22 protein-coding genes are annotated in these 20688 nt (G+C 64.1%); 11 read left to right on the top strand and 11 right to left on the bottom strand.

Going from position 1 to position 20688, the window contains the following annotated elements; genetic code table 11:
- Window positions 1-88: 88 nt before the first annotated feature.
- On the bottom strand, window positions 89-589 hold the full coding sequence (locus CK220_RS12650) for a (2Fe-2S)-binding protein (RefSeq protein ID WP_095811846.1): 501 nt from the start codon (window positions 587-589) through the stop codon (window positions 89-91).
- Between the two features lie 260 nt (window positions 590-849).
- On the opposite strand from CK220_RS12650, the gene CK220_RS12645 reads away from it, so the two are divergent.
- Together CK220_RS12645 and CK220_RS12640 are read left to right on the top strand one after the other, a co-directional pair.
- Entirely contained in the window at window positions 850-2037 is a 1188-nt protein-coding gene (locus CK220_RS12645) for an FIST N-terminal domain-containing protein (RefSeq protein WP_141245128.1), read from the top strand.
- A 7-nt stretch (window positions 2038-2044) separates the two neighbouring features.
- Window positions 2045-3385, top strand: coding sequence for a hybrid sensor histidine kinase/response regulator (locus CK220_RS12640; protein ID WP_095811844.1), 1341 nt, complete (start codon window positions 2045-2047; stop codon window positions 3383-3385).
- Between the two features lie 9 nt (window positions 3386-3394).
- Here the strand turns inward: CK220_RS12640 and CK220_RS12635 are convergent, their stop codons facing one another.
- The gene (locus tag CK220_RS12635; protein WP_095811843.1) at window positions 3395-4078 is read right to left on the bottom strand and encodes a response regulator transcription factor; all 684 of its coding nucleotides are present in this window, start codon (window positions 4076-4078) and stop codon (window positions 3395-3397) included.
- Window positions 4079-4303: 225 nt separating this feature from the next.
- On the opposite strand from CK220_RS12635, the gene CK220_RS12630 reads away from it, so the two are divergent.
- The 3 genes from CK220_RS12630 to CK220_RS12620 are packed head-to-tail and all read left to right on the top strand — an operon-like array spanning window position 4304 to window position 6710.
- The gene (locus tag CK220_RS12630) at window positions 4304-5002 is read left to right on the top strand and encodes a fumarylacetoacetate hydrolase family protein (protein ID WP_095811842.1); all 699 of its coding nucleotides are present in this window, start codon (window positions 4304-4306) and stop codon (window positions 5000-5002) included.
- On the top strand, window positions 4999-5649 hold the full coding sequence (maiA, locus tag CK220_RS12625; RefSeq protein ID WP_095811841.1) for a maleylacetoacetate isomerase: 651 nt from the start codon (window positions 4999-5001) through the stop codon (window positions 5647-5649). The genes CK220_RS12630 and maiA overlap by 4 nt, the downstream gene beginning before the upstream one ends.
- 20 nt (window positions 5650-5669) lie before the next feature.
- Window positions 5670-6710 (top strand): zinc-dependent alcohol dehydrogenase family protein, encoded by a 1041-nt coding sequence (locus tag CK220_RS12620; protein WP_095811840.1) that lies wholly within the window; start codon window positions 5670-5672, stop codon window positions 6708-6710.
- Window positions 6711-6719: 9 nt separating this feature from the next.
- Here the strand turns inward: CK220_RS12620 and CK220_RS12615 are convergent, their stop codons facing one another.
- On the bottom strand, window positions 6720-7583 hold the full coding sequence (locus tag CK220_RS12615) for a DMT family transporter (RefSeq protein WP_095811966.1): 864 nt from the start codon (window positions 7581-7583) through the stop codon (window positions 6720-6722).
- A 102-nt stretch (window positions 7584-7685) separates the two neighbouring features.
- Between CK220_RS12615 and CK220_RS12610 the strand changes: the two genes are divergently transcribed.
- The gene (locus tag CK220_RS12610) at window positions 7686-9110 is read left to right on the top strand and encodes a PLP-dependent aminotransferase family protein (protein ID WP_095811839.1); all 1425 of its coding nucleotides are present in this window, start codon (window positions 7686-7688) and stop codon (window positions 9108-9110) included.
- Between the two features lie 17 nt (window positions 9111-9127).
- Here the strand turns inward: CK220_RS12610 and CK220_RS12605 are convergent, their stop codons facing one another.
- The 3 genes from CK220_RS12605 to CK220_RS12595 form a co-directional block, all read right to left on the bottom strand.
- Complete coding sequence (locus CK220_RS12605) at window positions 9128-9625, bottom strand: MaoC family dehydratase (RefSeq protein WP_066999871.1); 498 nt, start codon at window positions 9623-9625, stop codon at window positions 9128-9130.
- Between the two features lie 187 nt (window positions 9626-9812).
- Complete coding sequence (phaP, locus tag CK220_RS12600) at window positions 9813-10241, bottom strand: TIGR01841 family phasin (protein ID WP_066999869.1); 429 nt, start codon at window positions 10239-10241, stop codon at window positions 9813-9815.
- A 67-nt stretch (window positions 10242-10308) separates the two neighbouring features.
- Entirely contained in the window at window positions 10309-11604 is a 1296-nt protein-coding gene (locus CK220_RS12595; protein WP_095811838.1) for a DUF445 domain-containing protein, read from the bottom strand.
- A 197-nt stretch (window positions 11605-11801) separates the two neighbouring features.
- Between CK220_RS12595 and rirA the strand changes: the two genes are divergently transcribed.
- Window positions 11802-12263, top strand: a complete 462-nt coding sequence (gene rirA, locus CK220_RS12590; protein ID WP_095811837.1) for an iron-responsive transcriptional regulator RirA — start codon at window positions 11802-11804, stop codon at window positions 12261-12263.
- Here rirA and CK220_RS12585 read toward each other — a convergent pair.
- Genes CK220_RS12585 through hemP form a run of 5 tightly spaced genes read right to left on the bottom strand, consistent with a single transcriptional unit; the run spans window position 12260 to window position 16386 of the window.
- Entirely contained in the window at window positions 12260-13048 is a 789-nt protein-coding gene (locus CK220_RS12585; protein ID WP_095811836.1) for a heme ABC transporter ATP-binding protein, read from the bottom strand. The genes rirA and CK220_RS12585 overlap by 4 nt on opposite strands.
- A 7-nt stretch (window positions 13049-13055) precedes the next feature.
- The gene (locus tag CK220_RS12580; RefSeq protein WP_095811835.1) at window positions 13056-14156 is read right to left on the bottom strand and encodes an iron ABC transporter permease; all 1101 of its coding nucleotides are present in this window, start codon (window positions 14154-14156) and stop codon (window positions 13056-13058) included.
- Between the two features lie 6 nt (window positions 14157-14162).
- Window positions 14163-15056 carry a hemin ABC transporter substrate-binding protein gene (locus tag CK220_RS12575; RefSeq protein ID WP_095811834.1) on the bottom strand — a complete coding sequence of 298 codons (894 nt, stop codon included), beginning with the start codon at window positions 15054-15056 and terminating at the stop codon, window positions 14163-14165.
- Between the two features lie 11 nt (window positions 15057-15067).
- Window positions 15068-16129, bottom strand: a complete 1062-nt coding sequence (locus tag CK220_RS12570) for a hemin-degrading factor (RefSeq protein ID WP_095811965.1) — start codon at window positions 16127-16129, stop codon at window positions 15068-15070.
- 50 nt (window positions 16130-16179) lie between these two features.
- Window positions 16180-16386 (bottom strand): hemin uptake protein HemP, encoded by a 207-nt coding sequence (hemP, locus tag CK220_RS12565; RefSeq protein WP_095811833.1) that lies wholly within the window; start codon window positions 16384-16386, stop codon window positions 16180-16182.
- A 203-nt stretch (window positions 16387-16589) separates the two neighbouring features.
- Here hemP and CK220_RS12560 point away from each other — a divergent pair, with 203 nt between their 5' ends.
- The 4 genes from CK220_RS12560 to CK220_RS12545 all read left to right on the top strand — a co-directional run bounded on the left by CK220_RS12560 (window position 16590) and on the right by CK220_RS12545 (window position 20670).
- Complete coding sequence (locus tag CK220_RS12560) at window positions 16590-18779, top strand: TonB-dependent hemoglobin/transferrin/lactoferrin family receptor (RefSeq protein ID WP_095811832.1); 2190 nt, start codon at window positions 16590-16592, stop codon at window positions 18777-18779.
- A gap of 33 nt (window positions 18780-18812) precedes the next feature.
- Window positions 18813-19205 carry a hypothetical protein gene (locus CK220_RS12555; RefSeq protein WP_095811831.1) on the top strand — a complete coding sequence of 131 codons (393 nt, stop codon included), beginning with the start codon at window positions 18813-18815 and terminating at the stop codon, window positions 19203-19205.
- Between the two features lie 128 nt (window positions 19206-19333).
- Entirely contained in the window at window positions 19334-20305 is a 972-nt protein-coding gene (locus tag CK220_RS12550) for an energy transducer TonB (protein ID WP_095811830.1), read from the top strand.
- Between the two features lie 50 nt (window positions 20306-20355).
- Window positions 20356-20670 (top strand): antibiotic biosynthesis monooxygenase, encoded by a 315-nt coding sequence (locus CK220_RS12545; protein ID WP_095811829.1) that lies wholly within the window; start codon window positions 20356-20358, stop codon window positions 20668-20670.
- The last annotated feature ends 18 nt before the right edge of the window (window positions 20671-20688 follow it).

The following is a 20688-nucleotide window of genomic DNA, read 5'->3' as shown; positions in this document are numbered from 1 at the left end:
GCGAATAGTGAGTAGGGAACGGTCAGAGTGGAGGCCGGAAAAGTAAGCCCGACTACTCGCTACTCACTATTCGCTACTCACTCGGGCTTCACGCCGCTTGCCTGGCCTTGCCCTTGGCGCCCTTCGCCATCGCTTGCGATGCGGCGAGGATCGCCTTGACGATGTTATGGTAGCCGGTGCAGCGGCAGATATTGCCGTCGAGCTCGGCGCGCACGGTAGCCTCGTCGAGACCTTCGGGGTGGCGGGCGATCATGTCGGTGGCCGCCATGATCATGCCCGGCGTGCAGAAGCCGCATTGCAACCCGTGATGCTCCTTGAAGGCCGCCTGCACCGGATGCAGGTCGGCGCCGTTCGCAAGCCCTTCAATGGTGACGATGGTCGACCCCGATGCCTGGACGGCGAGCATCGTGCAGGATTTCACCGCCCTGCCGTCGACATGCACGAGGCAGGCGCCGCATTGCGAGGTATCGCAGCCGACATGGGTACCGGTAAGGCCGAGGTGTTCCCTCAGGAAATGCACCAGCAGCGTTCGGTCTTCGGCGTTCCCGCTGACCCGTCTGCCATTAACCGTCAACGACACGTCCGACATGCAACCTCCCCTGGGTATAACCTCGGTCCATCGCGTTGCCGATGCCGTGCTTGTGCGTCGGCAGTGCGTTATTTCGATACCGTACAACGGCCAAAACACCCCTGCCAGCGCTCTTTCCATTGTACTTTCGATTATGACAAAAGCTCCGTGCGCCGCAGCAGTCGGCCCATTGCCAAAGCCGCAATTGAAGGCAAAGATGCCCTCGACGCAGGCGTGCCTGACACGCAAAAGAAGACACGCACAAAAACAGCGTTGGAGGAATTGCGGGAGAAGGCAAGCTGGCCAGTTCGAGCACGCGCTACGCATGCGGCCTCTCGGCGCTCACCACAGATGAGCCCGATCCGAATGCCTTTGCCCGGGCAATCGCGGCCGAAGCCGCGGCCGTCGACGCCGGCTTCGCACTGCTCTTCTTCTCCCAAAGCCTTGTCGACGCGTCGGCACTGACGCATGCGCTGAAGCTGCATGCGCCGGCGCTGGCCTATGCCGGCTGCTCGACAGCCGGCGAGATCACGCCGCAAGGGCTTGAGGAAGGCCATGCACTTGCCCTGCTTTTGCCTTCGGCATCATTTTCGACCGTCAGCACCATGGTCGAGAACCTCTCATCCTCCGGCATGGACCGGATCACCGGCGAGGTCACGGCGCTGCGGCGCCTGCTGCGCGGCCGCGACGGCCAGGAGCGCAAAAACAGCGTGTTCGCGCTCTGCTTCATCGATGGGCTATCCTATGCCGAGGAAGCGGTCACCTCGGCCATCCACTGGGGGCTGGACGACATTCCGCTGATCGGCGGCTCCGCCGGCGACGACCTGAAATTCGAGACGACCAGTTTGATCTCGAACGGCAAGGTCGGTTGCGACAGCGCAATCATCGTGCTGATCGCGACCGAAATCCCGTTCCACGTCTTCAAGACCGACAATTTCATTCCCACCGAGCAGAAGCTGGTGGTGACGGCGTCCGATCCCGATCATCGCATCGTGCGCGAATTCAATGCCACCAACGCGGCGGAGGAATATGCCGCCTCCGTCGGCATCGTGCCGCAGATGCTGACACCCTTAAACTTTGCTTCCCACCCTGTCGTGGTGAAGGTCGGCGGCGAATACTATTGCCGCTCAATCCAGCGCATGCATGCCGACGGCTCGCTATCCTTCTTCTGCGCCATCGAGGACGGGGTCGTTCTGTCCATCGCTCAACCCAAGAACATGGTGGAAGCGACACGCGCCGCCCTGCTTGACGTCGAGCGCAAGCTCGGCGGCATCGACATGGTGCTCGGCTTCGACTGCGTGCTGCGCAGGCTCGACGCGCTCAACCGCCAGGTCTTCCGCGACATTTCGGAACTCTACCGGGCCAACAAAATCATCGGCTTCGGCACCTATGGCGAGCAGTACCGCTCGATGCATCTCAACCAGACTTTTACCGGCATCGCCTTCGGCGAGCGTCAGCCCGCCGAGTAGTGCAGCCATGCCGCTTCGCGACATCAATGACCTCGAAAAGCTGAAGAAGATCAATGCCGCGCTGGTCAGCCGCGTCGAGCGCTCGATGGACCAGCAAGGCAACGCCTTCTCGCTGTTCCAGACCGCCATCACGCTGGAGAACCGGGTGCGCACCCGCACCGAGGAACTGCACGCGACGCTGCGCCGGCTCGAGCAGTCGAACATCGATCTCGTCGCCGCCAAGGAAACCGCCGAGTTGGCGAACCTTTCCAAGACCAGGTTCCTCGCCGCCGCCAGCCACGACGTGCTGCAGCCGCTCAATGCCGCGCATCTGTCGGTCTCGGCGCTCGCCGAAGTCCAGACCGGTGAGGAAGGCAAGAAACTCGTCCGTCAGGTCGAGCGCTCGCTGGAAACGATGGAAGACCTGCTGCGCACGCTGCTCGACATCTCCAAGCTCGACGCCGGCGTGGTGCAGCCCGAAATCGGCGACGTCAGCATGGAGGCGCTGTTTTCCTCGCTGCGCTCGGATTTTCTGCCCGAGGCGCAGAAGAAAGGACTGTCGCTGAAGTTCCGGCCGGTCAATGCCGTCGTGCGTTCGGACCGCACGCTGCTGCGCCGCATCCTGCAGAACATCCTCTCCAACGCGCTGCGCTACACCCGCTCGGGCGGCGTGCTGGTCGGCACCAGGCATCGGGGCGACATCATCCGCATCGACGTGGCCGACACGGGCTGCGGCATCCCCGACGATCAGCGCGAGGCGGTGTTCGAGGAGTTCCATCGCGGCACCTCCACGCTTGCCGATGGCGGACTGACAGGAGGGCTGGGGCTGGGACTCGCCATCGTCCGGCGCATGGCGGCTGCGCTCGGCCATCCCGTGACATTTTCCTCAAAAGTGGGACGCGGCACCATCTTCCATATCGACGTGCCGGTCGGCATGAGCGCCGCGGCTGAACCGGCGGCAGGCAGCGCCGATATGGAAAGGCCGCGCGGCTACGGCCTGTTCGGCACCAAGGTGCTGCTGGTCGAGAATGACGCCGACGTGCTGAGCGCCATGACCTCGCTGCTCGAGCGCTGGGAATGCCTGGTGCGTGCCGCCACCTCGACCGACGATGCGCTCGACCTGCTGGGAGACACCGATTGGGTTCCCGACATCGTCATCGCCGACCAGCATCTCGACGGCGGCGACCTGGGCACCGCGACGATCGCCGAAGTGCGTGACTATCTCGGCCGCCCCGTGCCGGCGCTGATCGTCACCGCCGACGGCTCCGAGTTCGTCGCCAAGGCCGCCCGAGCCGCTGGCATCGAGCTTATGCGCAAGCCGCTGAAACCGGCACAGCTGCGCGCGCTGCTTGCGCATCTGTTGGCTTAGAGTTCCGCTTCAAAACCCCGCCTGATCCCTGAAAAGCTCCGCATTGTCCAGTTTCGAGACCTCGATCACCGCTTGCGTGCGGCTGTAGACGTTGAGCTTGCGCAGTATCTCCGAGACATGCGCCTTCACCGTGGTTTCGCCGACCTGCAGCTCGTAGGCGATCTGCTTGTTCAGCATGCCTTGCCTCAGCATCTGCAGCACGCGCAGTTGCTGCGGCGTCAGCGTGGCCAGGCGCTGCACCATGTCGGCGCGGTCGGTGCTGTCGGGGTCCGGCGGCTGTCCGCCATAGGTTTCCGGCACATAGACCGCGCCGTCCATCACCGAGCGGATGGCGGCGGCGAGATCGCTCTTCCTCGCCGATTTCGGTATGAAACCGGCAGCACCGTAGGACAGTGCTTCCGAAATGATCTTCGGCTCCTCATAGCCGGACACGATTACCACCGGCAGGCGCGGATAGCGGGTCCTGAGCTGCAATAGGCCTTCGAAGCCATGCACATCGGGCATGCTGAGATCGAGCAGCGCAAGGTCGAACGGCTTTGCGTCGGCGAGAAGATCGATCGCTTCCGCGATCGAGCGGGCCTCGACCGTATCGACTTCCGGATAGGCCATCTGCACGGCGCTGTGCAGCGCCTCGCGGAACAGAGGATGGTCGTCGATGATCAGGAAGCGGGCGCGCTCGTTGACGGAGGTCATTGCATCGGTTCGGGCATTGCTTCGGTTTCGTCCAGCACAGAATAGTCCCGTGACCATGGCCAGATTATTGCCAAATAGTATAGCGCCCAATGGTATAGGGTCCCCAATCGTACAGAACATTGTCGGTGAAACGACAGGGCCGACGTGTCCGAGGCCATGGAGCCTTGCCCGTCCGTCGAAATCGGCCGAAGGTGTCGGCGAGTCACATCAATACAGAGACAGCCCATGCCAGACTTCGTCCTCCCTCCGCCCGCGATCGCTTCGGTCGCCGTGGCCGGCTCGGCGGAACGGTTTGCCGTGCGCCGCATCTTCTGCGTCGGCCGCAACTACGCGGCGCATGCGCGAGAACTCGGCAATGACGAGCGCGACCCGCCATTCTTCTTCACCAAGCCGGCCGACGCCGTGGTCGACAGCGGCGCCGAGATCCCCTATCCGCCGCTGACCGCCAATCTCCACCATGAGATCGAGCTGGTCGTGGCGATCGGCAAGCCCGGCTTCCGCATTCCCCGCACCGAGGCGCTCGCGCATGTCTGGGGCTATGGCGTCGGCGTGGACCTCACTCGCCGCGACCTGCAGGACCAGGCGAAGAAAGCGGCCCGCCCCTGGGACTGGTCGAAGGCGTTCGACTTCTCCGCCCCTTGCGGCCCGCTGCTTCCGGTCGCAAAGTCTGGCCATCCCGAAAAGGGCCGCATCTGGCTCGCTGTAAACGGTGACGTAAAACAGGACGGCGACCTCGCCGAGCTGATCTGGCCGGTCGCCGATGTCGTCTCGATCTGCAGCGAGGCCGTCGAGCTCCAGCCAGGCGATTTGATTTTCACCGGCACGCCGGCCGGCGTTGGCGCGGTTCAGGCGGGCGACAAGATCACTGGTGGCGTCGACGGCATCGGCGCCGTCGAAGTAACCGTCGGGCAGCCGAATCGATGAGCGACCTCGTCCTCCATAACTATTATCGCTCCTCCACCTCCTACCGGGTGCGGATCGCGCTGGAGATGAAGGGGCTTGCCTACACCTATGTGCCCCACCATCTGCGCCACGGCGAGCATCTCGAACCCGCCTATCTCGCGGTCAATCCGCAAGGACTGGTGCCGGCGCTGGTGCTCGACGACGGAACGCTTTTAACCCAGTCGCTGGCGATCATCGAATATCTCGACGAGATCGCGCCCGAGCCGACTCTGCTGCCCAAGGATGCGCTGGGACGCGCCAGGGTCCGGATGCTGGCGCAGATGATCGCCTGCGACATCCATCCGGTGAACAATCTGCGCGTGCTGACGTCGCTGCGCACTTTGTTCGGCGCCGGCGACGAGGATGTCGTCAACTGGTTCCGGCATTGGGTGAATGAAGGTTTCCAGCCGCTTGAAAAGATTCTGGCCTCTTCGCCCGAGACCGGCAGGTTCTGCCATGGTGATGCACCGGGGCTCGCCGATATCTGCCTCGCAGCCCAGGTCACCAACAATGCTCGTTTCGGCGTCGACATGGCGGCCTATCCGGTGATCTCGCGCATCCACGCCGCCTGCATGGCACTTACCGCCTTCCGGAAGGCAGCGCCGCAGAATCAGATCGACGCAGAATAGCACCTACAAGGACTCTCCCCATGAAAGCTGTCGTCTTCGAGAAATTCGGCGAAGCGCCGACGATCCAGACCGTGCCGGACCCCAAGCCGGCGGCGGATGGCGTCGTCATCAAGGTCGAGGCGACCGGCCTTTGCCGCAGCGACTGGCATGGCTGGATGGGCCATGACGACGGCATCACGCTGCCGCATGTCCCCGGCCATGAACTGGCGGGCGTCGTCGTCGCTGCCGGCAAGCAGGTGAGCCGCTGGAAGGCCGGCGACCGCGTCACCGTGCCTTTCGCCGTTGGCTGCGGCCGCTGTTTCGAATGCAACTCCGGCAACCATCAGGTCTGCGAGTACCAGACCCAGCCGGGCTTCACAGGCTGGGGCTCGTTCGCCGAATATGTCGGCATCGAGCATGCCGACACCAATCTCGTACGCCTGCCCGATGAGATGGAGTTCGCCACTGCCGCCAGCCTCGGCTGCCGCTTCGTCACCTCCTTCCGCGCCATCGTCGACCAGGGCCGGGTGACGCCCGGCGAGTGGGTGGCGGTGCATGGCTGCGGCGGCGTCGGCCTCTCGGCGATCATGATCGCCAGCGCCATGGGCGCCAATGTCATCGCCATCGACCTTACCGACGAGAAGCTGGAGTTTGCGAAAAAGATCGGCGCGGTCGCGACGATCAACGCCTCGACCACGCCCAATGTTGTCAAGGCCGTCAAGCAGTTCACCAATGGCGGCGCGCATATGTCGATGGATGCGCTCGGCCATCCAACCACTTGCTTCAACTCGATCGCCAATCTGCGTCGGCGCGGCCGTCACGTTCAGGTCGGGCTGATGCTGGGCGAGCATGCCCGCCCACAGGTGCCGATGGACAAGGTGATCGCCTTCGAGCTCGAAATCCTCGGCAGCCACGGCATGCAGGCCTACCGCTATTCGGCGATGATGGACATGATCCGCACCGGCAAGCTCAAGCCCGAACTATTGGTCGGCAAAAGGATCAGCCTCGAGGAAGCGCCGGCCGCATTGATGGCGATGGGCGGCTTCGAGGGCATCGGCATCGGCGTGGTGACGAAGTTTTGAATAGGCTCGCTACCTAGCGAACTTCTTCGCCCCGAACACGCAGGCCACCACGCCGAGCGTGACCACCACCATCAGCGGGCTGACCTGCTCGTGCAGCAGACTCGCCGCGAGCGCCAGGCCGAAGAAGGGCTGCAGCAGTTGTAATTGCCCGACCGCGGCGATGCCGCCCTGCGCCAGGCCGCGATACCAGAACACGAAGCCGATCAGCATGCTGAACAGCGAGACATAGCCGAGGCCGATCCATGCGCCGGAGCCGACCGCGGCAAAAGACGGCGGCAGGGTCGCAAAACTCAGCGCCAGCATGACGGGCAGCGACAGCGCCAAGGCCCAGCAGATCACCTGCCACCCGCCGAGCTTGCGCGACAGCGCCGCACCTTCCGCATAGCCCAGTCCGCAGGCGATGATGGCGGCGAGCATCAAGCCGTCGCCGACCGGTGAGGCCGTCACGCCTTGCGACAGCGCGAAACCCGCGACGAGCGCACTGCCCAGGCAGGAGAACAGCCAGAAGGCCGGGCGCGGTCGGTCGCCGCCGCGCAGCACACCGAAGACCGCTGTCGCCAGCGGCAGCAGGCCGACAAAGATGATGGAATGCGCCGCCGTGACATGTTTGAGCGCCAGCGCCGTCAGCAGGGGAAAGCCGACCACGACGCCCAGCGCAACGACGACCAGCGAGACCAGATCCCCGCGATCCGGGCGCTTCTCGCGGAACAGGAATAGCATCGCGATGCCGAGCAGGCCGGCGATCGCCGCACGCGCCGACGTCAGGAATGTCGGGTCGAAATCCACCACCGCCACGCGCGTCGCCGGCAGCGAGCCGCTGAAGATCAGCACGCCGATGAAGCCGTTGAGCCAGCCGTTGAAACTCTTATCCATCATCCGCTCCGTTTAGGCTTCCATACCGGCGCAGCGCATGGCGTTGCCAGAGACAATGGAGTACAATTCGCCAAAACTGTAATGGTTCGCAGGGAAGTACAGATGGACAGGCCCGACCCGAAAGCTGCCAATGCCGGAACGCTCGTCGAAGCCGTCATGTCGGCAATCCGGCAGCGCATCGCCGCGCGCATCCTGACGCCGGGCGCGCGCCTGCCTTCGATCCGCGCCTTCGCCGGCACGATGCAGGTGTCGAAGTCGACCGTGGTCGAGGCCTATGAGCGGCTTGCGGCGGAAGGCACGATCCGCTCGCGGCCGGGCTCCGGCTTCTTTGCCGCCGGCCCGCTTGCGCCGCTGTCGCTGGCCGAGATCGGCCCGCCGCTTGACCGCGCCGTCGACCCGCTCTGGGTCTCGCGGCAAGCGCTGGAGGCACGCGACGACATGCTGAAACCGGGCTGTGGCTGGCTGCCGGCCTCCTGGATGCCTCAGGCCGCGTTGCGGCGAGCACTGCGCGGCGCCGCACGAACCGACGATGCGACGCTTGCCGACTACGGCACGCCCCTTGGCCTGCCGGCACTGCGGCAGTTGCTTGCCCGCCGCCTGTCGGCGCGCGGCGTCGAGGCTTCGCCTGACCAGATCATGCTCACCGAGTCCGGGACGCAGGCGATCGACCTCCTGTGCCGCTTCCTCCTCGAGCCTGGCGACACTGTGCTGGTCGACGATCCCTGCTACTTCAATTTTCACGCGCTGCTGCGCGCCCATCGGACCAAGGTCGTCGGCGTTCCTATGACGCCGTCCGGACCCGATATCGACCTATTCGCGCAAGCGCTCGCCGAGCACCGGCCGCGCCTCTACATCACCAATTCCGCGCTTCACAACCCGACGGGCGCGGTGCTCTCGCCGGTTATAGCGCACCGGCTGCTCAAGCTTGCCGATCAATCGGATCTCGCCATCGTCGAGGATGACATTTTCGCCGATTTCGAGAACACGCCGGCGCCGCGGCTGGCGGCCTTCGATGGCCTTGGACGCGTCGTCCAGATCGGTTCCTTCTCCAAGACGCTGTCAGCTTCGGTGCGCTGCGGCTTCATCGCCGCGCCATGCGACTGGATGGAAGGGCTGATTGACCTCAAGATCGCCACGACTTTCGGCGGCGGGAGGCTCTCCTCGGAACTGGTGCTGACTCTGCTGAAGGACGGCAGCTACCGCAAGCATGTCGAACAACTGCGCGCCCGCCTGGCGCGCACCATGGCCGAAACCGCCGGCAGGCTGATAGCCATGGGCATCATGCCCTGGATCGACCAGCCGGCCGGCATGTTCCTATGGTGCCGCCTGCCCGACGGCATCGACGCCGCCGATGTCGCTCGCTATGCGCTGACGGACAATGTCGTGCTGGCGCCCGGCAACGCCTTCAGCCTGTCGCACATCGCCGGCCGCTTCATGCGTTTCAACGTCGCCCAATGCGCGGATGAGCGCATCTTCAGGGTGCTTGAGAGAGCAATGGCGGCGTCCCGCCGCAAAGGCGCAGCATAGGAGGGCAGCGGCAGTTCTTAGGCGCCTGCCCGCTTGCGGCGCTCATACATCATCACCAGCGTCTCGGCGGTGAGCGCCGGCTTCTGCTCGCCCTCGATCTCGACGGTGTTCGCGGCCTTCATCAGATATTGGCCGGGGCCGCGGTCTTCCATGGTGAGCAGCGTCGTGCGCAGCCGGATACGCGCGCCGGACTTCACCGGCGCCAGGAAGCGCACTTTGTCGAAGCCGTAGTTGAAGGCGGCTTGCGTGTTTTCCGGCACGATGCCCATCTCCAGCGCCAGCGCGCCGATGATCGACAGCGTCAGATAGCCATGCGCGATCGTAGTGCGGAACGGGCTCTGCCGCTTCGCGCGCTCCGGATCGACATGTATCCACTGGTGGTCCCCCGTGCATTGGGCAAACTGGTCGATGCGCTGTTGGTCGACCGTCGTCCAGTCCGACACGCCGATCTCCTGGCCGGCCATTGTCCGCAACTGTTCGAAGGTCGGCGGCGTTCTCGGCCGATTTTCCGTCATTCCTGCTTTCCTGCTGGCTTCTGCCAATCTCCCGACCATGAACCGACGGCTCCTGTCAATTCGCGGCGCCTCGATTTGACCCTTAGAGTTGACGGTTTTACGGCAGGCAGCGAACGCGCAGCCGCACGCGCCGATGTTCAGCCGCCTGGACCCGATCCGGAAGACCGGATCAGGCGCCCCGGATTGCTCACTTCCCGTCGTAGCCGGCCCGGATTTCCGCCATCGCGTCCTTGATCCTGTCGCGCAGGATTTCGACCGATTCGGTGCCGGACTTCCGGACCAGGTCGGCGACCTCGCCGGCATTCTTCAGCGTTGTCTCGAAGGATTTCCTGGCGAAATCCACCTGCTTCGTCATCAACTCCTGCGGATTGCCTGGAGGCTGGTAGTTGCGTGCCATCCGGGTAATTTCGCCGAGCGCCTCCTGCACCATTTCGTGCTGTCTCGACAGAATGGATGACGCGCCGGCGGCACTTGCCCTGGCCGACTTCTCCAGAGCCTCGAGATTCCTACGGTGGTGATCGAGGATCGCCTGAATGTCGACCTTCGGCAGCTTCAAGTCGCGGCCGAACCTGCTGAAGATGTCCAGAAAAGAGTCGGATTCCGGTTGTCTTGCCATGTCGTCGCCTCCCGATCTGCCGCTTTTGCAGCGCCCACTAGGGAGAATAGTGCGCGCCCGGTCCGCGTCAATTGAGGAGAAGCAGCCGCTCCGCCGTATAGAGCGCCAAACCGGCCAGACCGCCGATCACCATGCCGTTGAACCGGATATACTGCAGGTCCTTGCCGATATTGATCTCGATCAGCCGCGTCAGCTGGGCCAGATCCCAGCGCTTGACCTGATCGGCGATGAATTTCGAGACGCCGCTCTTCTGGCTTTCGACGAACGAAGCGAGCGCCACAACAAAACCCTGGTTCATGTCGGCCCTGATCTGGGCATCGTCGGCCAAATGTCGGCCGACCTCGACGAACAGGTTGGCGAGGTGCTCGCGGATCATCGAATTGGCCGCGTTGGCGTCCTGCTCGATGAACAGGCGCAGGCTTGCCCATGTGTCCCCGGCCAGAGCCCTGACTTCCGGACGGCCCAGGAAATCGCGCTTCAGCTTTTCGGCGCGTCTTGCATATTGCTTCGACGTCCTGAGCCGCTCGACGAAACCGAGAGCGAAACGGTCGAACTCGGCGCGCGCCGGATGATCGGGATCGGCCCGCACCTCCTCCAGCAGCAACCCGGCGGAAGCGACAATCTTCTTGAGCAGATAGGCGTCGGCGCGAAACAGGTTGAATAGCGACGGCAGTTCCTCGCGGATCTTTTCGCGCATCGTCGCCAGCGCCTTCTCGTCGTTCAGGAAGCGCCCGACCACCCTGGTGAACTCGTCGAACAGTTTTTGGTGGCGGCGGTCGTCGGTGAGCGCCGACAACAGCTCCGCGGCTAAAGGCGCCAGCGGCACCTTTTCGATCTGCTCCAGCAGGCGACTGGTGACGAAGTCGCGCAGCCCGGACTGTTCCACAGCGGTTAGCGTCTGCGGCACCAGCCGGGCGACGAATCGCGACAGGTCGGCGGCGCGTTCGGCGTCGGCCAGCCAGTCGGCTACGAGGGCGGCAAAGTCGACCTCGGCGAGCTTTTCCCGCACGGGCTCCGGCGCGAGGAAATTGGCCTCGATGAACCGGCCGAGATTGTCGGCGATGCGGTGCTGGTTCTCAGGAATGATGGCAGTGTGCGGGATCGGCAGCCCGAGCGGGCGCCTGAACAACGCCACGACCGCATACCAGTCGGCGAGGCCGCCAATGATCGCCGCCTCGGCGAACGCGGCAACAAAGCCGAGCCACGGATGGGTGACCTCGAAAGGCTTGGCGAGCGCGAAGACAAGGATGCATAGGCCAAGCGCTGCGGCGGCGACGAACTTGGTCCGCCGCAATGCCGAGAGCTTTGCCTGCGCATCGGCGTCGAATCGAACCGGCGCGAGGGCCTGAGCTGATTGTGACATGGAAAGGCCTTCCCTATTGCACCCGGACTTATCTAGGGCCTGCTCCGGCGAAACGCTCGCTCAAAGCGCATTGCGGTGCGATGCGGCCGACATGCACAAAAAGTTGACAAGGTTATTCAGCTATGTAGCGGTCCAGTCTGGAATTGTTCCAAACTATGAGCCATATTCCGCCCAAGCTAAGTTTTCGCGAGGATACCATGCGGCTCACGCGCCAGACCAACTATGCGATGCGCATACTGATGTATTGCGCCGCGAACAGCGACCGGCTGAGCCGCATCCCTGAGATCGCCACCGCCTATTCGGTTTCTGAGCTGTTTTTGTTCAAGATTCTGCAGCCGCTGGTCGAGGCAGGCCTTGTCGAGACGGTGCGCGGCCGCAATGGCGGCGTCAGGCTCGGCCGCCCGGCCGAGCAGATCAGCCTGTTCGACGTCGTGCGCGTCACCGAAGAGAGCTTCGCCATGGCCGAATGCTTCGAGAACGACGCCGCCGAATGCCCGCTGATCGACAGCTGCGCCTTGAATTCGGCGCTGCGCGAAGCGCTCAACGCCTTCTTCGCCGTGCTCTCCCGCTACACGATCGCCGACCTCGTCGCGGCGCGCCCGAACGTGCGCCACCTGCTTGGCATCGACCTCCTGGAGCAGCGCGCCCCGGCCGCCTAAGCTGCCGATTGCGGCAACACGAACGGAACGCTTCCAGCAGGCAGAGCGCCGACCTTGAGCCGGCAGTCGAACACCTTTTCGATCAGCTCGTCATTGAGCACGTCTTGCGGTGAGCCGGCGGCAGCCAGCTGGCCACGAGAGAGCACGAAAATCCGATCGGCATACATGGCCGTCAAATTGAGGTCGTGCAGGATCGCCACCACGCCGCCGCCGCGCCGGGCGAAATCGCGCGCAATATTCATGATGATGAGCTGGTGCTTGACGTCGAGGCTGGAGACAGGCTCGTCGAGGAAAAGATAGCGCGGCCTGCCCTCGAGCACCGGCGCCCAGACCTGGCATAGCACACGGGCAAGCTGGACGCGCTGCTGCTCGCCGCCTGAAAGCTCCTGGTAGAAGCGGCCGGCAAAGCCGTCGAGATCGACGCGCGCCAGCGCCCGCTCGGGCAAGCGCGCATCCTCGCCGGGCAGCACCCCGGAACGCCCGCCGATCAGGCCGAGACGAACGATCTCTAGCACCGTGAAGGGAAAGGACAGCGTGGTGGACTGCGGCAGCACGGCGCGATGCGTCGCTGCCTCCACCGGCTTCATGGAAACCAGGTCTCGGCCATTGAGGGTGACAGTGCCGGTATAGGAGAGCTCGCCCGTCAGCGCCTTGAGCAGCGTCGTCTTGCCCGACCCGTTCGGCCCGACGATCGCCGTTACCTCGCCCGGCCGTGCCGCGAAATCGACATGCGACACGATGCGCTTGGAGCCGATCGCCACGGAGATGTCGTCTGCTTCGATCATCGGCAGCTCACAAATCGACGATGCCGCGCTTGCGCAGCAGGATCCACAGGAAGAACGGCGCGCCGGCCACTGCCGTGACGATGCCGATCGGCAGTTCGGCCGGAGCGACGACGGTACGGGCGACCGCGTCGGCAAGCAGAAGCAGCGAGCCGCCGAGCAAGGCCGAGGCCGGCAAAAGGTAGCGGTTGTCGGGACCGATCGCGAGGCGCAACAGATGCGGCACGACTATGCCGATGAAGCCGATGCCCCCACTGACAGCGACAGACGCGCCGACCGCCGCCGAAACCCCGACGATGGCCGTGTATTTCAGCCGTTGCACCGGAATGCCGAGATGGCTTGCGGCAGCCTCGCCGAGCGCCAGCGAATTGAGGCCGCGCGACAGGAACGGCATCGTCGCCAGCGCCAGCGCGATCACGGGGCCAATGGTGCCGATCTTCGGCCATGTCGCGCCGGCGAGCGAGCCGAGCTGCCAGAAGGTCAGGTCGCGCAGTTGCCGGTCGTCGGCCACGAAGACCAGTATGCCGGTGAGCGCCATGGCAAGCGCGGCGATCGCCAGGCCGGCGAGCAGCATCGTGGCGACCGATGTCTGGCCCTGGCGCGTCGCGATGGCATAGAGCAGGAAGGTCACCGCCAGGCCGCCGAAGAAGGCTGCCAGCGGCAGGGCGAGCGTGCCGAGGGCGAGCGTGACAGGCGCAAGCCAGGTCGTGCCGAGCACGATGACCGCCACCGCGCCAAGGCTCGATCCGGCCGAGACGCCGATCAGGCCGGGATCGGCGAGCGGATTGCGAAACAGGCCCTGCATCACCGCGCCGGAGACGGCAAGCGCGGCGCCGATCAGCACGCCGAGCAGCACGCGCGGCATGCGGATGTCATAGACGATCAGCCGGTCGCGCGCGGCGAGCGCCGTATCGGCCGGCACGGCTCCGGTCAGCCAGTCGCGGATGACGCGAACGGCGGACGCGTCCGAAGCGCCCGAGGTCAGCGACAGGAATATGGACAGCGCAAGTGCGACAGACAAAAGCAGGATGACGATCCCTGCCCGCGCCGAGCGGTCGCCATCGGCTGCCATCACCCTGCCCGCCGGGCCCGCAATCGACTGTTCGGCCATCACCGCTCAGTCCGCGACCTGATTGCCGTAGAGCGAAACAGCCAGATCGTGAATCGCTTCCGCCGTGCGCGGCCCGAAGCCCAGCAGATAGCCGCCATCCATGCTGATCAGCTTGCGGGCAGCGCCCGCGGGCGTCGAAGCGATCGAGGGGCTGGCGAACAGCTCAGCTTCCGGGATCGGCGGACCGGCGTTCTTCATCATCAGGATCACATCCGGCCTTGCGGTGACGATCGCCTCGTCGGACATCTGCTTATAGCCGGAAAACCCCTCGACCGCATTGACGGCGCCGGCAAGCTTGATGATGCCGTCGCCGGCCGTATCCCTGCCCGCGGCAAGAATCTTGCCACCCTGGATCGACAGCACGAACAGCACGCGCTTGCGCTCCTTGATCGAAGCCGTCTGCTTCTCGGCCGCCGTCAGCTTCGCGTCCGTCTCCGCAGCGAGCTTCTCCGCCTTGGCCTCGATCCCCAGCGCCTTGCCGACTATGCGGATCTTTTCGAGGACGCCTTCATGGCTGTAGCGCTCCGGCACCTCGATAAAGGGCACGCTCGACTTCTTCAGCACGTCGACGGTTTCCTTCGGGCCGCTGCCATGCAGGGCGAGAATCCCCGACGGATTGACCGACAGAACGCCTTCCGGCGACAGCGCGCGCATGTAGCCGACATCGGGCAATTTCTGCGCGGCTTGCGGGAAAAGGCTGGTAGAATCGCGGGCAATGAGATGACCTTCCTCGCCGAGCGCATAGACGATCTCGGTGATCGAGCCGCCGATGGAGGCGATCCGCGAGGTGTCGGAGAAGACGTGCGTATCTTCATCGGCTCCGGCAGGCAGAGCGGCGGCGGCAAGCAGAACGCCGATCAGCGGCGCAAGCGCAGAGCGGAAACGGAGAACGCCACGCATCGGGTCTTGCCTCATGCAGCGGTCGGGCTGGGAATGCGGGGCAGGTTCTCGGCCAGGAAGCGCCAGTCTTCGCGCTCGCCCTCGCCTTCGTGGCGCTTGCCGAAGAACTGGATGATCATGCCTCCCTTGGCGTCATAAGCCTCGAGCGACGTGACATGGCCATCCTTGGTCGGCTTGCGCACCGCCCAGACTTCATGGATGTGATCGGTCCTGAGATGCAGGTGGAAGATCTCGTCGAGCACGTTGATCCACGGTCCCATCGGCTTGACCGACTTGATCGGGCCGGAATGGATCTGGATGCAGCCGCGGTTGCCGACGAAGCACATGATCGGCATCTCGCCTTCCGCCGCGTGGTGGAACATGGCGCCGACGGCATCATTGTCGAGCAGCCATGCATAGTCCTGGCCGACCATGCGCACCGCCTCACGACGGCTGAGCTTCAGCGTCTTCAGCATGCCGAAGAACTGATGCACGTCGGTCATCCGGCTCCAGCGGTCGCGGAGGTCGTCGATGCTGGCTACCGAGCCTTGGGCCTCCACTTCGCCTTCCGGCGCGCTTGAGGCGATCGCGATCGTCGGCTCCTGGTTCGACGATTCAAGGCTCGCCACCAGCTTCTGGTAAGCATAGAGGTTCGAGGCCGGCCGCAGATGCACCTTGTGAACGGCCTCGCCGGCCGCATCGAAGAACTGCAGGCTGCGGCGGATCTCGCTGCCGTCGCGTTTCTCGACGGCAAAGCCATGTGCCCACACTTTCGGGAAGATGCGCAGGTCGATGTTCTCGCCGAGCACCATGGCGTTGTGGTTGCCGGTGACGACCTTGTCGTAGACGCCGATCTTTTCGTGCACGGCGCTTTCGTTGCGGGTCAGCGCCATCACTTCGCCGACCGCTTCAAGGCCGCTCAGCAGGTCGTTGACGCGCGGCTCGACGCGCACGGCTCCATGGCCGCAATGCACCGCGACCAGTTCCGCTTCCGAGATGCCGAGTTGGGCCGCCAGATCGCGCTCGCGCATTTTCGGATTGTCTTCCCGTGCCCGCCGGATCTCGTCCGGCGATGGTCTTACGCGCTGGTCCATGTCGTCCATCTGCCCACTTTTGTCTGCTCTGTTCCGCCTGCCGATTGTGCTCACTTGTTGAGGATCAGCTTGCCCTGGCGGGTGATCTTCAACCGGTAGAGCGCACCATGATGTTCGATGCCGATCTCATGCTCACCCTGGAACAGCGCGTTGCTGGAGAGCGTCCGCACCGACATCGGCACGCGCTCGAAACGCGCGGGCATGTCGTCGGAACGGCGGACGCGGTAGCGAAAGTCGTTTGCGTTATGGCTGTTCATCTCATTCGGTCCCTTTTTCCTGTGCCGGCCACCGGGCCGGTCGCCTCGTCAAATGCCGATTCAATTCTTGACTCGATTTATCATGTTTACTAGTCGTGCATTACCGGACTAAATGAGTCAACATTTAAGACGCCGGACGCGATCAAAAATGCGAGCGAGCCCCGCGCCAGCCAGCATCGAGCCTGAGGATTTGGAGTTGGGGCATGGGGTTGGTGAATTGGGGACGGCCGACAGATCGGTCGATGGCGAAGGAAATGGCGGCCTTGCTGGCTGGCGCGGCGGCAATCGCGCTCTGTATGCCGGCGGCCAAAGCGCAACAGGCCACCCAGCCGGCGGCTGACCAGCAGAGCGACCAGACAAAGAAGACTGATCAGAAAAGTGCGGGCGACTCGACGCTGCTCGACAAGATTCTCGTCATCAGCCGCACCGGCGAGACGGCGATCCAGTCGCTGGCCTTGGCCAGCCATGTCGACAAGGAACAGCTTGAGCGCCGCATGGCGACGACGCCGAACGAGATGCTCCTTGGCGTGCCGGGAGTTGCCGTGCAGGCCGACGCGCGGCGTGTCAGCTCCAGCATCAACATCCGCGGCCTGCAGGATTTCGGCCGCGTCGCGGTGATTGTCGACGGCGCGAGGCAGGATTTCCAGCGCTCGGACCATGGCACGCAGTCGACCTTCTATGTCGATCCCGAGCTCATCAAATCCGTCGACGTGATCCGTGGCCCGGTCGCCAACACCTATGGCTCCGGCGCCATCGGCGGCGTCGTCTTTTTCGACACCAAGGACGCCGAGGATTTCCTCAAGCCGGAAGAGACCTGGGCCGGATCGCTGACCGGGCGCTATGAAACCAACGGCAACGGCTGGACCACCAGCGCCAGCGGCGCCTACCGGATCAACGAGAACTGGGACGTTCTGGGCAACATCGTCTACCGCGACTACGGCGACTACAAGAACGGTGGCGGCGACACTGTTGCCGGCACCGGCTTCGACGTGCTGAGCGGCCTGCTGAAGACCACCATTCGCCCGACCGAGAACAGCGAATTTAAGCTCGGCTGGGTCGGCTCGAGCGACAACTGGACGGAAACCAGCGGTGGCGTTCCCGCCAACGACGTCGACCTCAAGTCGAACACCTTCACGGCCCGCTACAACATCACCGACGATGCCAAAAGCTGGCTCGATCTCCACATCAACGCCTCCTACAACAAGACGCTTCTCGATCTGACGACGCTCGTTCCGCAGAACCGGTTCGATCCGACGACCGGCCTGCCCGTGGTGCTGCCCGCCGGCTCGCTGTCGACTTTCGATGTCGGGACGACCGGCATCGACATATGGAACACGTCGCGCTTCGAGACCGCCGGCATCTCGCATGAGTTGACTTACGGTGGCGACTGGGTCGGCGACGACGTCGAAACCGGGGGCACAGCCGGCGGCGACAGCTTCTACACGCCGTCAGGTAAGCGCAACGTCTCCGGCGCCTATGTCCAGGACAAGCTGACCTGGGAATGGCTAGAGGTCATCACCGGCCTGCGCTACGACAATTACAGCCTGAAGGACTCCGAGCACGAGACATCGGGCGACCGGCTGTCGCCGCGCATCACCGTCGGCGTATCGCCCTTCGAAAGCGCTGGCCTCGCCGGCCTGCAGTTTTACGGCACCTATGCGGAAGGCTACCGCTCACCCTCGCTGACGGAGACGTTGATCAGCGGTAACCATCCGGCCGGCGTCACCTTTCCCTTCCTGCCCAATCCGAATCTCAAGCCTGAGACCGGCAAGACCGTCGAGTTAGGCGTCAACTACAAGCAGAACGACATTTTCGAAGGCGGCGACGCTCTGCGGCTCAAGGCCGCCTATTTCAACAACAATGTCGAAGACTATATCGACGGCGTCACGCTGTCGGCCTTCGACCCGACCAGCGGCTGCCCGTTCGGCCCGGGCATCCCGATCTGCTTCCAGTACCAGAACTTCGCCAAGGCCAAGATCGACGGTTTCGAACTGGAAAGCGTCTATGACGCCGGCTGGGGCTATGCGGGCCTTTCGGCCTCCATCGTCAACGGCCACACCATCTCGTATGAAGGCGAGCGGGCCGCCCTTGCGACCATTCCCTCCTCGCAGGTGACGGCGCAGCTCGGCCTGCGCTTCCTGGAGGACAAGCTCACCGTCGGCGGTGAAGTGCAATATAACGGCAAGCCCAAGGGCAATCCGGTGGCCAAGGACTATACGCTGGTCAATGCCTTTGCCAGCTACCAGACGACCGACAATCTCAAGCTCGACTTCCGCGCCGACAATCTGTTCGACGTCAAATACACCAATCCGCTCAACGGCAGCACGACTGCCGTCCTCTACGAACCGGGCGTCACGCTGAAGCTTGCGGCAACCATGCGCTTCGGAGGCTGAGAACCATGAACTTTGACGACCCCGGCGCTGGCGATGTCTTGCGGCCCGGAGCCGGCGCGGGCCCAGTCCGCGCCGGCTCCGGCCCTCAATCTCGAGCTCAACGCCGCGCAACCTTCCGACAAGGGCTGCCGGCTGACCTTCGTCGTCAATAACGCGCTCGGTGCCGACCTGTCGAAAGCGGCTTTCGAGATCGCGTTTTTCAACGAGGCCGGTGTCGTCGATCGCCTTACCGTGCTCGACTTCAAGAATCTGCCGGCCGGCAAGACGAAAGTCACGCGCTTCGACCTGGCCGGCGCCGACTGCGGCAAGCTTGGCCGCGTGCTGATCAACAGCGCGACGGAATGCGCGGGAACCGGCGTCGAGCCTGCGACGTGCATGCGCGGCCTCAAAACCTCGACCAAGACCGCCGTCGCTTTTGGCGTGTAGAGGTGGGATTGCGTCCGGCCTTCCCGCAAGACGTCATGGCGTGGCCTGCCAACGGTCCGCCGCCATGGGCGGCAACCGATCTTGATTTGACAATTCCTTGTCGCGTCCTGCAGGTCTCGGCGCGAGACATGCAGGACATCAATCACCCCTCCGACGCGGACAGCGAACCCGCGGTCACGCCGGCCGAGCCGCTCATGCAGCCGCGGCAATCGGCCGGGCATCGCAAATGGCCGGTGGCGATCATCGCTTCCGCCGTGCTCCATGGCGCTGCGGCGGGCGCGTTCCTGCTCGCGCCTGCCGGGACATTCGACTCCATGGACGCGATTCAGGCCGAAGGCACCGATCAGTCCGGCGCCGATGCCATGGGCAGCGCCTTGAATGATGAGGCGTCCGGCGCGATGGACGTGACCCTGGTGCCGGATCCGCAGCCGGCGAAACGCCAGGCTGTCCAGCCAACGCCACCGACTGAGGCGCCGCAACCGGCAAGCGAACCGGTGACGCCTCGGCCTCCGGCCGAAGCCGCCAAGGAGCCCGCCTCCACGCCGGATATCCTGGCGGTCGCGATAGCGCGCCAAGATGATTGGAGTGTTCTCACTGGCAGCGAACCGACACCGGCGACCGAACCTCAAAGCGCCGAGGCGCGCCCTGCCGAGCCCGAGCAGCCGCCAGCCCCGGCAGCGGTGTCGAGCGCACCAGCCGGATCGGCAGGGTCAGGCGAACCCGTCGAAACGCGCGGCACGGAAGCAGCAGATGGCGACGCGCGCGATGCGCCGGTCATCGCAAGCAAGGGCAAGAAACAGGCCGCCGCCGGCAATGCCCTGGAGTCCCGCTACAGCGGTGAAATCCAGAAGAAGCTCGCCCGCGCCAACCGTCGCGTTTCGAAATCGATCCAGGCCAAGGCTCGCAACAATGCCAGGGTGGTTTTCGTCGTCGCGGCCGACGGCAGCGTCAGCGACCTGCAGCTCACTGAAAGTTCAGGGTCCGCCGAGCTCGATCAGTTCGCTTTGACGCTGGTGCGCAAGCAAGCCCCGTTCCCTCCCATTCCACCCGAGACCGGAAAATCAAGTTGGGTGTTCAAGGCGCGGATTGGCCCTTTTTAAAGCTTTCGCCATCCTAAACGTCAGAATTCGTTCATTTCGAAAGGAAGCCAATGTATATCGCCATGAACCGCTTCAAGGTCCGGAACGGCTCGGAAGAAGCCTTCGAGGACGTCTGGAAGAACCGCGACTCCAGCCTTTCCGAAATGCAGGGCTTCAAGGAGTTCCATCTGCTGCGCGGTCCCGTCAACGAGACGGACGGCTATACGCTGTTTGCTTCACACACCGTCTGGGCAAGCCAGGAGGATTTCGTCGCCTGGACGAAGTCAGAGAATTTCCGCGCCGCCCATCGCAACGCTGGCGGCTCGAAGGTTCACTATCTCGGCCATCCGCAGTTCGAAGGGTTCTCAGTGGTCGAGGGCGCCTAACCGCGCCACCTCGAAACG

It is taken from the genome of Mesorhizobium sp. WSM3860 (genome assembly GCF_002294995.1).
Classification (GTDB): Bacteria; Pseudomonadota; Alphaproteobacteria; order Rhizobiales; family Rhizobiaceae; genus Mesorhizobium.
This window is presented reverse-complemented; position numbering and strand designations above follow the sequence as displayed.

Coding starts and splice junctions, on each gene's coding strand:
- CK220_RS12575 (WP_095811834.1), bottom strand. CDS start 15,056: ATGCGTGGCGTTCTCCGTTTCCGCTCTGCGCTTGCGCCGCTGATCGGC.
- CK220_RS12545 (WP_095811829.1), top strand. CDS start 20,356: ATGTATATCGCCATGAACCGCTTCAAGGTCCGGAACGGCTCGGAAGAA.
- phaP (WP_066999869.1), bottom strand. CDS start 10,241: ATGGCAAGACAACCGGAATCCGACTCTTTTCTGGACATCTTCAGCAGG.
- CK220_RS12610 (WP_095811839.1), top strand. CDS start 7,686: ATGGACAGGCCCGACCCGAAAGCTGCCAATGCCGGAACGCTCGTCGAA.
- CK220_RS12555 (WP_095811831.1), top strand. CDS start 18,813: ATGTCTTGCGGCCCGGAGCCGGCGCGGGCCCAGTCCGCGCCGGCTCCG.
- CK220_RS12635 (WP_095811843.1), bottom strand. CDS start 4,078: ATGACCTCCGTCAACGAGCGCGCCCGCTTCCTGATCATCGACGACCAT.
- CK220_RS12620 (WP_095811840.1), top strand. CDS start 5,670: ATGAAAGCTGTCGTCTTCGAGAAATTCGGCGAAGCGCCGACGATCCAG.
- CK220_RS12615 (WP_095811966.1), bottom strand. CDS start 7,583: ATGGATAAGAGTTTCAACGGCTGGCTCAACGGCTTCATCGGCGTGCTG.
- CK220_RS12570 (WP_095811965.1), bottom strand. CDS start 16,129: ATGGACCAGCGCGTAAGACCATCGCCGGACGAGATCCGGCGGGCACGG.
- CK220_RS12580 (WP_095811835.1), bottom strand. CDS start 14,156: ATGGCCGAACAGTCGATTGCGGGCCCGGCGGGCAGGGTGATGGCAGCC.
- CK220_RS12550 (WP_095811830.1), top strand. CDS start 19,334: ATGCAGGACATCAATCACCCCTCCGACGCGGACAGCGAACCCGCGGTC.
- rirA (WP_095811837.1), top strand. CDS start 11,802: ATGCGGCTCACGCGCCAGACCAACTATGCGATGCGCATACTGATGTAT.
- CK220_RS12650 (WP_095811846.1), bottom strand. CDS start 589: ATGTCGGACGTGTCGTTGACGGTTAATGGCAGACGGGTCAGCGGGAAC.
- maiA (WP_095811841.1), top strand. CDS start 4,999: ATGAGCGACCTCGTCCTCCATAACTATTATCGCTCCTCCACCTCCTAC.
- CK220_RS12585 (WP_095811836.1), bottom strand. CDS start 13,048: ATGATCGAAGCAGACGACATCTCCGTGGCGATCGGCTCCAAGCGCATC.
- CK220_RS12560 (WP_095811832.1), top strand. CDS start 16,590: ATGGGGTTGGTGAATTGGGGACGGCCGACAGATCGGTCGATGGCGAAG.
- CK220_RS12595 (WP_095811838.1), bottom strand. CDS start 11,604: ATGTCACAATCAGCTCAGGCCCTCGCGCCGGTTCGATTCGACGCCGAT.
- CK220_RS12630 (WP_095811842.1), top strand. CDS start 4,304: ATGCCAGACTTCGTCCTCCCTCCGCCCGCGATCGCTTCGGTCGCCGTG.
- CK220_RS12605 (WP_066999871.1), bottom strand. CDS start 9,625: ATGACGGAAAATCGGCCGAGAACGCCGCCGACCTTCGAACAGTTGCGG.
- hemP (WP_095811833.1), bottom strand. CDS start 16,386: ATGAACAGCCATAACGCAAACGACTTTCGCTACCGCGTCCGCCGTTCC.
- CK220_RS12640 (WP_095811844.1), top strand. CDS start 2,045: ATGCCGCTTCGCGACATCAATGACCTCGAAAAGCTGAAGAAGATCAAT.